This window comes from Streptomyces sp. NPDC001480, assembly GCF_042894725.1.
In the GTDB taxonomy this organism is placed as follows: Bacteria; Actinomycetota; Actinomycetes; order Streptomycetales; family Streptomycetaceae; genus Streptomyces.
Map to the genome: position 1 here is coordinate 302,615 of NZ_JBIAVX010000003.1, position 12,080 is coordinate 314,694.

9 protein-coding genes and 1 pseudogene are annotated in these 12,080 nt (G+C 72.6%); 3 read left to right on the forward strand and 7 right to left on the reverse strand.

All coding sequences use genetic code 11. The annotated features are described in order from the left end of the window. Window positions 1-26 precede the first annotated feature (26 nt). Entirely contained in the window at window positions 27-1,439 is a 1,413-nt protein-coding gene (locus tag ACFY01_RS08680) for a lysine N(6)-hydroxylase/L-ornithine N(5)-oxygenase family protein (protein WP_390734947.1), read from the reverse strand. Beyond that, window positions 1,436-2,794: a pyridoxal phosphate-dependent decarboxylase family protein gene (locus tag ACFY01_RS08685; RefSeq protein ID WP_390734948.1), complete on the reverse strand. Its 1,359-nt coding sequence runs from the start codon at window positions 2,792-2,794 to the stop codon at window positions 1,436-1,438. The genes ACFY01_RS08680 and ACFY01_RS08685 overlap by 4 nt, the downstream gene beginning before the upstream one ends. 167 nt (window positions 2,795-2,961) lie before the next feature. On the opposite strand from ACFY01_RS08685, the gene ACFY01_RS08690 reads away from it, so the two are divergent. Beyond that, the gene (locus tag ACFY01_RS08690) at window positions 2,962-3,510 is read left to right on the forward strand and encodes a GNAT family N-acetyltransferase (RefSeq protein ID WP_390734949.1); all 549 of its coding nucleotides are present in this window, start codon (window positions 2,962-2,964) and stop codon (window positions 3,508-3,510) included. Between the two features lie 201 nt (window positions 3,511-3,711). On the opposite strand, the gene ACFY01_RS08695 is transcribed toward ACFY01_RS08690, so the two are convergent. The 5 genes and pseudogenes from ACFY01_RS08695 to ACFY01_RS08715 all read right to left on the reverse strand — a co-directional run. Then, window positions 3,712-4,545 carry an NAD(P)H-binding protein gene (locus ACFY01_RS08695; protein ID WP_390734950.1) on the reverse strand — a complete coding sequence of 278 codons (834 nt, stop codon included), beginning with the start codon at window positions 4,543-4,545 and terminating at the stop codon, window positions 3,712-3,714. A gap of 148 nt (window positions 4,546-4,693) precedes the next feature. Continuing rightward, window positions 4,694-7,195 (reverse strand): aminopeptidase N, encoded by a 2,502-nt coding sequence (gene pepN / locus ACFY01_RS08700; RefSeq protein ID WP_390734951.1) that lies wholly within the window; start codon window positions 7,193-7,195, stop codon window positions 4,694-4,696. A 99-nt stretch (window positions 7,196-7,294) separates the two neighbouring features. Continuing rightward, a complete protein-coding gene (locus ACFY01_RS08705; RefSeq protein ID WP_390734952.1) occupies window positions 7,295-7,843 on the reverse strand; it encodes a two-component system response regulator in 549 nt (182 codons plus the stop codon). 114 nt (window positions 7,844-7,957) lie between these two features. After that, window positions 7,958-8,308, reverse strand: a complete 351-nt coding sequence (locus ACFY01_RS08710) for a chorismate mutase (protein WP_390735272.1) — start codon at window positions 8,306-8,308, stop codon at window positions 7,958-7,960. Between the two features lie 36 nt (window positions 8,309-8,344). Next, window positions 8,345-9,202: pseudogene (locus ACFY01_RS08715) on the reverse strand (helix-turn-helix domain-containing protein); the annotation flags it as partial. Window positions 9,203-9,386: 184 nt separating this feature from the next. Here ACFY01_RS08715 and ACFY01_RS08720 point away from each other — a divergent pair. Both ACFY01_RS08720 and ACFY01_RS08725 read left to right on the forward strand, forming a co-directional pair. Further along, window positions 9,387-11,159, forward strand: coding sequence for a beta-galactosidase family protein (locus tag ACFY01_RS08720; RefSeq protein ID WP_390734953.1), 1,773 nt, complete (start codon window positions 9,387-9,389; stop codon window positions 11,157-11,159). A gap of 38 nt (window positions 11,160-11,197) precedes the next feature. Beyond that, window positions 11,198-12,079, forward strand: a complete 882-nt coding sequence (locus ACFY01_RS08725; RefSeq protein WP_390734954.1) for a hypothetical protein — start codon at window positions 11,198-11,200, stop codon at window positions 12,077-12,079. Window position 12,080 lies beyond the last annotated feature (1 nt).

The following is a 12,080-nucleotide window of genomic DNA, read 5'->3' on the forward strand; positions in this document are numbered from 1 at the left end:
GGAATCCCCGCTGTCGGCGGGGATTCCTACCTGCCGTCGACGAGGGGGGTGAGGATCATGTCGGGCCGGCGGGTGTCGGGGACCTGGGCTTGCCGGTCGAGGCCGAAGGTGGTGAAGGCGGTGCGGGCGGGCAGGGGGTAGGGGTCCTTGCCGGTCAGGGTGTTGAGGATGGTGGCGCTGCGCCAGGCGGCGAGGCCGAGGTCGGGGGCGCCGACGCCGTGGGTGTGGAGTTCGGCGTTCTGTACGTACACCGTTCCGGTGACGGAGGGGTCGAGGACCATCCGGAAGTGTTCGTCGACTCGGGGGCGTTCGCCGCTGTCGCGGCGCAGGTAGGGGTCGAGGCCGGCGAGGAGTTGGCCGAGGGGGCGTTCGCGGTAGCCGGTGGCGAGGACGACGGCGTCGGTGGTGAGGCGGGAGCGGGTGCCTTGCTGGACGTGTTCGAGGTGGAGTTCGATCTTGCTGGTGGCGATGCGTCCGGCGGTGCGGACGTGGACGCCGGGGGTGAGGACGGTGTCGGGCCAGCCGCCGTGCAGGGTGCGCTGGTAGAGCTCGTCGTGGATGTCGGCCATGGTGTCGGCGTCGATGCCCTTGTGGAGCTGCCATTGGGAGGCGACGAGCCGGTCCCGGGTGGGCTGGTCGAGGGCGTGGAAGTAGCGGGTGTAGTCGGGGGTGAAGTGTTCCAGGCCGAGTTTTGAGTACTCCATGGGTGCGAAGGACTCGGTGCGGCCGATCCAGTGGAGCCGTTCGTGGCCTGCGGGGCGGTGGCGGAGCAGGTCGAGGAAGACTTCGGCGCCGGACTGTCCGGAGCCGACGACGGTGACGTGGCCGGCGGCGAGGATGGTGTCGCGGTGGTCGAGGTAGTCGGCGGCGTGGACGACGGGGACGCCGGGGGCTTCGACGAGGGGTTTCAGCGGGTCCGGTACGTGGGGTGCGGTGCCGACGCCGAGGACGATGTTCCTGGTGTGGGTGCGGCCGAGGGTCTCGGTCTCTCCGTCGGTGTCGAGTTGGGTGAAGTCGACTTCGAAGAGGGCGCGTTCGGGGTTCCAGCGGACGGAGTCGACCTGGTGGGAGAAGCGCAGTCCGGGGACGTTCTGGGAGACCCAGCGGCAGTAGGCGTCGTATTCGGCGCGCTGGATGTGGAAGCGCTCGGCGAAGTAGAAGGGGAAGAGCCGGTCGCGGGCCCTGAGGTAGTTGAGGAAGCTCCAGGGGCTGGCGGGGTCGGCGAGGGTGACCAGGTCGGCGAGGAAGGGGACTTGGATGCGTGCGCCGTCGATGAGCAGGCCGGGGTGCCAGTCGAAGCCGGGGCGCTGTTCGTAGAAGACGGCATCGAGTTCGGGGAGGGGGTGGGCGAGGGCGGCGAGGGAGAGGTTGAAGGGGCCGATGCCGATGCCGACCAGGTCGCGTGGCGCTTCGGGCTCGTGGCGTGGGGGGATGGTCATCTGGGGGTGGTTCCTTCCACGAGTTTCAGGAGGTGGGCCAGGTCGTCGGGCCCGGTGTGGGGGTTGAGGAGGGTGGCCTTGAGCCAGAGGCGGCCGTCCATTCGGGCCCGGCCGAGGACGGCGCGGCCGTCCTGGAGGAGTCTGCGGCGTACGTCGGCGACGGCGTCGTCGGTGGCGCCTGTGGGCCGGAACAGGACGGTGCTGATGACGGGCCGGTCGTGGAGTTCGAAGCCGGGGTGGTCGTGGACGAGGGCGGCGAACTGCCGGGCTTGGGCGCAGACCTGGTCGATGAGGGCGCCGATGCCGGTGCGGCCGAGGGTCTTGAGGGTGACGGCGATCTTGAGGATGTCCGCGCGGCGGGTGGTGCGCAGGGAGCGGCCGAGCAGGTCGGGGTGGCCGGCTTCGGTGTCGTCGTCGGCGTTGAGGTAGTCGGCTCGCTGGTTCAGGACGGCGAGGTCGCGGGGGCGGGCGACGGCGAGGAGGCCGGCGGCGATCGGCTGCCAGCCGAGTTTGTGCAGGTCGAGGGCGACGGTGTGGGCGGCTTCGAGTCCGGCGAGTTTTTCCCGGTGGCGGTCGCTGAAGATCAGGGCTCCGCCGTAGGCGGCGTCGATGTGCAGTCGGGCGCCGTGGGCGGCGCACAGGCCGGCGATCTCGGGCAGCGGGTCGATGAGGCCGGCGTCGGTGGTGCCGGCGGTGGCGGCGACGAGCAGCGGGCGGGGCAGGCGGGTGAGGGCTTCGTCGAGGGCGGCGGGGTCGAGGGTGCCGCCCGGCGCGGGGACGACGACCGGGTCGGGCAGGCCGAGCAGCCAGGCGGCGCGGGGCAGGGAGTGGTGGGCGTTGGCTCCGCACACCAGTCGGACGCTGCCGCCGTGGGCTTCGCGGGCGAGCAGGAGGGCGAGTTGGTTGGCTTCGGTGCCGCCGGTGGTGACGAGGGCGTCGGCGAGGCCGGTCTCGTGGGCGAGGGCGCGGGTGACGAGGGCTTCGAGGGCGGAGGCGGCGGGGGCCTGGTCCCAGGAGTCGAGGGAGGGGTTGAGGGTGCTCGCGGCGAGATCGGCGGCGGTGGCGACGGCGAGTGGCGGGCAGTGCAGATGGGCGGTGCACAGCGGGTCGGCGGGGTCGGCGGAGCCTTGGGCGAGGGCGTGTACGAGGGTGCGCAGGGCGTCGGGTTCGCCGTTGTGGGGCAGGATGTCGCCGGCGGCGTCGGTGATGCGGGCGGTGACGGCCTGCGGGCCGCCTTCGGGCAGTGGGCCGCCGCGGGAGCGGCCGCCTTCGCGCAGGGCGTCGAGGACGGTGTCGAGCAGCGGCCTGAGGGCCGCGGGGCCGTCGGGTCCTGAGGCGAGGGGCGGCAGGCTCATGGGCTCTCCTCCGGGGCGCGGGCGAGGGGGCATCCGCAGCGGTGGTTCCGGCTTGTACGCGGATGGGGCTGCGCATCCTGAAAGTTCAACGAGCGGACCGGGAAGTGGGTACTCCCGTGCGGGGAAAACGTGTTGGGGACGTACCGGAGGGTGGTGGCATCGGTCTGATGGTTGACGCGTGGATGCTGGATGTGCCCGGTGAGCGGGTGGTGGTGCGGGAGCCGGTCCCGGCGGACGAGGCGCCGCTGCTGGCGCTGTTCGAGGCGTGCGAGGACTGGTTCGTGGCCGCGACGGGGCTGCCGTCGGCGCCCGGTGATGTGCAGAGCCTGTTCTACGCGCTGCCGGAGGGGGCCCGGCCGGAGGACAAGGTGCTCCTGGTCGTGGAGCGGGGCGGGGTGGTGACGGGCCTGGTGGACGCGGTGCGGGACCACCCGGAGCCGGGTGCGGTGTCGGTGGGCATGTTCCTGCTGGCGCCGTGGGCCCGTGGGCGGGGGCTGGGCCGGGCGGTGGCCGGGGCGCTGCTCGCGCGAGCGGAGGGTGTCTCCCGGGTGCGGGCGACGGTCCCGCCCGGCTGGCGGCCGGGTGAGCGTTTCCTGGAGGGGCTCGGTTTCGTGCTGGAGGAGGAGTCGGCGGTCGGCGCGGAGGTGGGCAACCGGCGGGCGGGGCCGCGTGAGCGGGGTGTGCGGCGGGCGGAGTTGCGCGTCGGCCGGGGCTGACGCGCCGGCCGGTGCCCGTTCGGCTGCGGGGGCGGTGCGCGCCGGGGACGCCGGTGGCGGTCGGCGGCGCCGTCCGCGCGCACCGCCGGTAGCCGCCGGCCGTCCTGCCGATCGCGGCAGGCAGCTGGGTGTGGGCGGCGGCCTCGGGGCCGGTGGGGCGGTGGACGGCGCCCTGGTGTGGCGCCGGGCGCGCCGGCCCGGTCAGCCGCGGAAGTCGTCCGCGTGGTCGTGCGCCCACTGGGCGAAGGTGCGGGCGGGGACGCCGGTGATCTTCTCGACGGTGGTGGTGATCTCCGGGGTGGCGCCCACGGTGGCCTCGAAGGTCTTCAGGAGGCCGTGCAGGAAGTCCGGGGGGACGTTCGGGAACAGTTCGGGGCCGATCTCCTCGGGAGGTGCTTCCACGAACCGCAGGTCGCGGCCGACCGCCCGGCCGATCGCGGTGATCTGCTGGGCGTTGGTGACGGCTTCGGGGCCGGTGAGGCGGTGGGCGGCGCCTTCGTGTCCGGGGTCGAGGAGGGCGCGTTCGGCGACGGCGGCGATGTCGTCCTCGTGGATGGGGGCGGTGACCATGTCCGCGTAGACGCCGCGGACGGTGTCCGAGGCGCGGATCTGGGGAGCCCATTGCATGGCGTTGGTGGCGAAGGCGCCCGGTCGCAGGAAGGTCCAGTGAAGGCCGCTGTCGCGGATCTGGCGTTCCGCGGTGGCGTGCATGACGTGGATGGGGTGGGTCTCGTCGGCGCCGTCCTGGATGATGGCGGAGGAGAGCAGCACGACGTGCTGGACGCCTGCCTTGCGGGCCGCGTCCAGGAGGGCGGCGGTCCGGTCGCCGCCCGCCTGCACGTACAGGAACAGTTTGGACGCGCCTTCGAACAGGGCGGGGCCTTCTTCGGGGCTGAACCGCACCACCTCGGCGTCCTGCGGCAGTGCGGCCCGCTGGGGGTCGCGGGTCAGTGCCCGTACGGGCCGGCCGGCGGCGACGAGCCGTTCCACCAGGGCACGGCCGACGTTGCCGGTGGCGCCGGTCACTGCGATCACGTTTTCTCCTCGGATGCTCGGGCTGATCGTCCTCGGGCTCTGCCGACCCTAGACAGGACGACCGGCCCGCCGCATCGTCGGCGGGGACCAGACGTGCCCTACGTCGCCGGTCCTAGGGCACTGGGAGCGGTCGTGTTCCTGGCGGGCCCTAGGAGCGGTCCTGTGCCTGGCGTACGCGCAGTGCGCGGGCGAGGTCGTCGAGTTCGTCGGCGAGTTTGCGGCGCAGGGCGGTGACGGGGTCGGCGTCGCGCAGGCAGGCTTCGCCGAGGCGGAGGTTCTCGGCGTCGACGGCGTGGGCGGGGAAGGCGAGGCGGCCGGTGGCGATGGCGATGGCGGGGCCGCGGCGGGCGGCGAGGGCGGGTGCGTCCTGGTAGTAGCGGGGCACGTACTCGCGTACCAGGTCGGCCTGTTCGGGCTGCCAGAAGCCCTGGGCGGTGGCCGCGAAGAGGTAGTTGGAGAGGGTGTCGTCGGTGAACATCGCCTCCCAGGCGCGGCGCTTGGCCTCGGGGTCGGGCAGGGCGGCCCGGCAGCGGGCGGCGCCTTCCTGGCCGCTGGCGCTGGGGTCGCGTTCCAGTTCGGCGGCGATGGTGGTCTCGTCGGTGGCGCCGAGGACGGCGAGCCGGCCCAGGATGCGCCAGCGCAGCTCGGGGTCGAGTTCCGGTCCGCCGGGCACGGTGCCGTCGGCGAGCCAGGCGGCGATGGTGTCGGGGTGGGCGGCGACGTCGATGTAGTGGCGTACGGCGATCAGGCGCAGGCCGGGGTTGTCGCCGTCCTCGGTGCGGCGGATGAGGTCGCGGCACAGCGCGGTGAGGGTGGCCAGGGCGGCGGGCCGTTCCTCGGGGCTGAGGTAGCGGTCGGCGACCTGGGTGGCGGCGAAGGCGAGCACGCCCTGTACGAGTGCGAGGTCGGTCTCGTGCGGGAGGTGGGTGCGGGCGGTGTCCAAGTAGGCGGCGGGCGGGAGTTCGCCGTCGCGGACGGCGTCCCTGAGGGCGTTCCACACCACGGTGCGGGTGAGCGGGTCGGGCAGGCCGGACAGGCTGGTGCGCACCGCCTGGAAGGATTCGGGGTCGAAGCGGATCTTGGTGTAGGTCAGGTCGCCGTCGTTGAGGACGAGCAGCGAGGGGCGTTTGCCGATGGGCTTGGGGTCGGTCTGCGGGACGTCGACGTCGATGCGTTCGCGCAGGGTGAGCCGGCCCTCGTCGGCGAGGTCCTGGTCGTAGAGGCCGACGGAGACGCGGTGTGGGCGGCTGCCGGTGCGTTCGACGGTCAGGGCGCAGGTGGCGCCGTCGGTGGTCAGCCGTGGGGTGAGGGTGTCGACGCCGGTGGTGCGCAGCCAGGCGTCGGCCCAGGCGTGGACGTCGCGTTCGGTGTTGGCTGCGAGGGAGTCGATGAAGTCGGCGAGGGTGGCGTTGGCGAACTTGTGGCGGGCGAAGTGGGTGTTGATGCCGGCCAGGAAGTCCTTCTCGCCGAGCCAGGCGACCAGCTGGCGCAGGGCGGAGGCGCCCTTGGCGTAGGAGATGCCGTCGAAGTTGAGCAGGGCGGCGGCGGTGTCGTCGACGGCTTCGGGGGCGACGGGGTGGGTGGTGGGGCGCTGGTCGGCGTCGTAGCCCCAGGATTTGCGGACGACGCCGAACTCGACCCAGGGTTCGGTGAAGCGGGTTGCCTCGAGGGTGGTCTGGTAGCCCATGAACTCGGCGAAGGACTCGTTGAGCCAGATGTCGTCCCACCACTTGAGGGTGACGAGGTCGCCGAACCACATGTGGGCCATCTCGTGGGCGATGACCATGGCGCGGGTCTGGCGTTCGGTGTCGGTGACGGCGGAGCGGTAGACGAACTTGTCGGCGAAGGTGACGAGGCCGGGGTTCTCCATGGCGCCGGCGTTGAACTCGGGTACGAATGCCTGGTCGTAGGAGTCGAAGGGGTAGGGCTCGTCGAACTTCTCGTGGTAGCGGTCGAAGCACGCGCGGGTGACGTCGAGGATCTCGTCGGCGTCGGCGTCGAGGTGGGGGGCGAGTGAGCGGCGGCAGTGGATGCCGAAGGGCAGGCCGCGGTGTTCGGTGCGTACGGAGTGGAAGGGGCCGGCGGCGACGGCGACGAGGTAGGTGGACAGTGGCGGGGTGGGGGCGGCCTGCCAGCGTCCGTCGCCGAGGTGTTCGGTGATGCCGTTGGCGAGTACGGTCCAGCCCTGGGGGGCTTTGACGGTCAGCTCGAAGACGGCTTTGAGGTCGGGCTGGTCGAAGGCGGCGAAGACGCGCTGCACGTCTTCCATGAAGAGCTGGGTGTAGACGTAGGTCTCGCCGTCGGTGGGGTCGGTGAAGCGGTGCATGCCCTCGCCGGTGCGGGAGTAGCGCATCGTCGCTTCGACGCGCAGTTCGTGCTCGCCGGGGGTGAGGTCCTTCAGGGGCAGGCGGTCCTGGTCCAGGGTTTCCGGGTCGAGGGGCTGTCCGTCGAGGGTGACGGAGCGCAGCTCGGCGGGCTTGATCTCGACGAAGGTGTCCACGGTGGTGCTGTCCGGCCGTACGGTGAACCGGATGACGGCACGCGAGTCGAAGGTCTCGTCCCCGGTGGTCAGGTCGAGGTCGATCGTGTAGTGGTGGACGTCGAGGAGCTGGGCACGGGTCTGCGCTTCGTCGCGCGTCAGTACGGACATGCACGACATGCTGCCTGATGTCGCTGACACGGCACAGGGGCGGATCGGTACGCGCCATATGTCCGGTCCGCGCCGGGGGATGTGGGGCGTGCGCCGGGGTCAGGGCCGGTCGCGGCCCGCGCCGGTGCGGTACCCGTCGCGCGGGGGTGGGACGTGGGCGTCGGGGTGGGGCAGGGAGGGGTGCGCGGTGTGGTCGTGGTGCCGGGTGGGGTCCTCCTTGACCAGGGCGCGCAGTTCGCGGATCTCCTGTTCCAGGGCGAGCCGGTGCTGGTGGGCGTCGTAGAGGTAGCGGACCTTGGTGCGCAGGGCCCAGGGGTCGACGGGTTTGAGGACGAGGTCGGCGACGCCGAGGGCGAAGGCGCTGGCGGTCAGTTCCTGGTCGGGGCCGAAGCCGGTGAGCAGGATGACCGGTATGTGCTGGGTCTGCTCCAGGCGGCGCAGGTAGCGCACGACGTCCAGGCCGCTGACGCCGGGCATGCGCACGTCGCACAGCAGGAGGCCGACCTGGCCGCGCAGCACCTGCTTGAGCGCCTCGTCTCCGCTGGTGGCTCGGCCGAGTCGGTAGCCCAGCGGGGCGAGGGCGCTCTCCAGCGCGTACAGCGTGTCCTTGTGGTCGTCGACGATGAGGATCTTGGCATCCGACGGCATGGCCCGACGTCCCTCCCACGTGGACAACCAGCTTACGTCCCGGCACTGACACCGGGTGCTCGCCGGTTGACGATGCGTGCGCGTGAGGGTCCGGGCGGGCACGCCCGCGGGTGGTCAGCCGGCGTTGGATGCCTGGTGGTTGACGGTGTCCTCGGCGATGCGCTCGTGGTGCCTGATCACCTCGGCGATGATGAAGTTCAGGAATTTCTCGGCGAACGCCGGGTCGAGCTTGGCGTTCTCGGCGAGGCTGCGCAGGCGGGCGATCTGGCGGGCCTCGCGGGCCTGGTCGGCCGGTGGGAGCTGGTGGACGGCCTTGAGCCGGCCGACCTGCTGGGTGGCCTTGAAGCGTTCGGCGAGCATGTGCACGACGGCCGCGTCGATGTTGTCGATACTGTCGCGCAGCCGTTCGAGTTCCTCGCGGACGGACGGGTCGACGGCACCGGTACCGGTGTTGCTGGTGGTCATGGGGGTCAACCCTAAGGGGCGCGGGCCGGCGTTCGTCGGTGGACCGTCGGGGGACCGGCCGTTCCCGTCGCCGGGGACAGCGCGGCCCTGCTGGGCGCGGAAGCGGACGGGGGCGAGGCCGACGCGGCGGGCGAACAGGCGGGAGAAGTAGGCCGGGTCGTCGTAGCCGACGCGGCGGGCCACGGCGGCCACGGGGAGGTCGGTGGCCGCCAGGAGTTCCTTGGCGCGGCCCAGGCGGATGCCGAGCAGGTAGTCCTTGGGGCTGCATCCGGCGCCGCGGCGGACGGCGGCGCGCAGTTCGGCGGAGGTCATGCCGTGCCGGGCGGCGTGCTCGGCGACGGTCATCGGGGTGCATGCGTCCCGGGCGAGGGCCTGAAGGACGTCGTCGCCGTCGGGGGCGAGGCCGGCGCGGGCGCGGCGCAGGGCGACGAGGAGTTCGTGGACGGCGGCGGCGGTCTCGACCTCCAGCAGGGGGTTGCCGCGGCGGGAGGCGCGGACGATGCGGCCGATGACGGCGCGGGGGCCTGCGGCGTCCGCGAGGGGCACGACGGGCCGCTCGGGGTCGATGTAGCCGAGTTCGGTGTAGGTGGCGGTGGCCGGCCCGGTGAAGTCGACGAACCCCTCGTCCCAGCCGGTCGCCTGGTCGGGTGCGTAGTGGTGCGGCACGCCGGGCGTGAGCCACAGCAGCGCCGGCGCGGTGACGGTGGTGCGGCGTCCGTCGGGGGTGCGGTACCAGCCGCCGCCGGCGCTGATCACGACGGCGACGTGGTGGTCGAGGGTGCGCGGTCCGACGGCGGGCAGGGCGCCGTACTGGAGGCCGACGCCCAGGCAGACGAGGCCGAGGCGGTGGTGGACCGGGCTGGGGCTGAAGTACCGCATCCAGTGGTGGTACATGGCCGCGTGCTCCTCCCCCGCGTCGCTTCAGGCGTGGTGTCCGGTGTTGCTTCAGACGTCGTTTCCGGCGTCGTTTCCGGCGTCGTTTCCGGCGTCGTGTCCGGCTGCTTCGCCGTTGTTTCCGTCCAAGTGGATCCGATCTTTGTCCATGGCGTTGATCGCCGCCAGGGGCGAGGGTGGGCGCATGAGCGAGTTCACTGTGGGAGACACGGATTTCCTGCTGGACGGGCGGCCGGTGCGGCTGCTGTCCGGGGCGCTGCACTACTTCCGGGTGCACGAGGAGCACTGGCGGCACCGGCTGGGGCTGCTGCGGGCGATGGGCCTCAACTGCGTGGAGACGTACGTCCCGTGGAACCTGCACGAGCCGCGCCCCGGCAGCTTCCGGGACGTGCGGGCGCTGGGCCGCTTCCTGGACGCGGTGCGGGAGGCCGGCCTGTGGGCGATCGTGCGGCCGGGGCCGTACATCTGCGGCGAGTGGGAGAACGGCGGGCTGCCGCACTGGCTGACGGGCGAGCTGGGCCCGCGCGCGCGTACGCGTGACGAACGCTACCTGGCCCATGTGGACCACTGGTTCCACCATCTGCTGCACGAGATCGTGCCCCGGCAGCTGGACCGCGGCGGACCGGTGATCATGGTGCAGGTCGAGAACGAGTACGGCAGCTACGGCTCCGACGAGGTCTACCTGCGGCACCTGACCGACCTGCTGCGCGCCAAGGGTGTGACGGTGCCGCTGTGCACCTCGGACGGGCCCGAGGACCACATGCTCTCCGGCGGTTCGGTGCCGGGCGTCCTGGCCACGGTGAACTTCGGCTCCCGCGCGCGTGAGGCCTTCGCGACGCTGCGCCGGCACCGCCCCTCGGGACCGCTGATGTGCATGGAGTTCTGGTGCGGCTGGTTCGACCGCTGGGGCGGCGAGCACACGGTACGGGACGCCGGGGACGCGGCACGGAGCCTGCGGGAGATCCTCGAGTGCGGTGCCTCGGTCAACCTGTACATGGCGCACGGCGGTACCAGCTTCGCCGGCTGGGCGGGCGCCAACCGCGGCGGCGGCGACATGCACGAGGGTCCGCTGGAGCCGGACGTGACGTCGTACGACTACGACGCTCCGATCGACGAGTACGGGCGCCCCACGGCGAAGTTCTGGGCCTTCCGCGATGTCCTCGCCGCCCATCACCCGGACCCGCTGCCCGAACTGCCCGAGCTGCCCGCGCCGTTGGGTGCCCCGGCGGAGGTGGGGCTGTCCGGTTGGGCGTCCTTGGGGGAGATGCTGGACACGCTCGGCGGCCGGGAGAGCGTCGGTGGTGTCCCGCCCACCTTCGAGGAGCTCGACGTCGACCGGGGGCTGGTCCGCTACGAGGTGACCGTGCCGGGCCCGCGGCAGCCGTACCCGCTGACCCTGCGCGGTCTGCGGGACCTGGCGGTGGTGTACGTCGACGGGGAGCGGGCCGGGGTGCTCACCGAGGAGGATCCCGTGCTGGAGAAGCCCGTGGCCGGGCACGCGCGCGTGGAGGTGTGGGTGGAGTCGCTCGGCCGGGTCAACTACGGGCCCCGCAGCGGCGAGCCCAAGGGCGTCACCGGGGGCATCCAGCACGAGCGGCAGTATCTGCACGGGGTACGCGCGCGTGGGCTGCGGCTGGACACCCTCGACGACGGCGTCGACCGGGTGCCCTTCGGTGCGCTGCCCGGCGACGGCGCCCCCGGGCTGTACCGGGGCACCGTCACGGTCCGCGGTGCCGGGGACGCGCGGCTGGAACTGCCGGGCTGGACCCGTGGGTTCGTCTGGATCAACGGCTTCGGTCTGGGCCGCTACTGGTCCGCGGGTCCCCAGCGCTCGCTGTACGTCCCCGGCCCGGTGCTGCGGGAGGGGGAGAACGAGGTGTGGGTGCTGGAGCTGGAGGGGACCGAGCCGGGTGCGTGCGCCGTGCGTCTGAGCGCCCCGCCGCGGCCCGCCGCATAGAGTGGAGAGGAGGCCCGAACGTCTTTGGGGGTACGGACGTGGCGAACGGCGGACCGGTCGAGCACGGCTACCCACATCTGGAGACGGTGCGGGCCTCCATCACCGCGCTGTACAAGCGCCTGTCGTACGACACCATCCAGACCTTCGCGACCAGCGTGGCCCCCGCCGACGTGGCCTTCTGCGACACCGACGACCTCTATCTGGGCGCGCAGCGGGTGGCCCGCGAGATGGTGCGGCACTTCCGGTTGCCGGACGCCCGCCTGGTGGTGAGCTTCCGCGAGATGACGCACGCGGCCAACGTCGAACTCGCGGCGGGCCCCGAGTACTTCGTGGAGTTGAACGACCGCTTCCGCGGTCACCGGCGGGACATCGGCGCGGCTCTCGCCCACGAGGTGATGCACGTCTACCTGCACCGTCTGGACCTGTCCTTCCCCGGCACCCGGGAGAACGAGATCCTCACGGACACGGCGACGACGTACCTGGGCGCGGGGTGGCTGCTGCTGGACGCCTACCGGGAGGACGCCGTGTCCTCCCAGAAGCTGGGCTACCTCACCCCGGAGGAGTTCGGCTACGTGCTGGCCAAGCGCGCCCTGTTCTTCCACGAGGACCCCTCGGTGTGGTTCACCAGCCCGCAGGCCTACACGGCGTACGCCAAGGGCATGGCCGAGGCCCGCCGGGACGAGCAACAGCCGCCGCTGACCGGCGCCGGCTGGGCGGGGCGCCGCCGCTACGCCCGCGACCGCCGCCACGCCCCGGGGCCCCAGCCGGGCATCGGCTACACCTTCTCCCCCGACGTCGGCGGTCGGCTGCGCGTCTCCTTCCCCTGTCCGACCTGCCACCAGCGGATCCGGGTGCCGGTGCGGGGGCGGGTGCGGGCGAGGTGTTCGCTGTGCCGGACGGTGCTGGAGTGCGACACGTAGC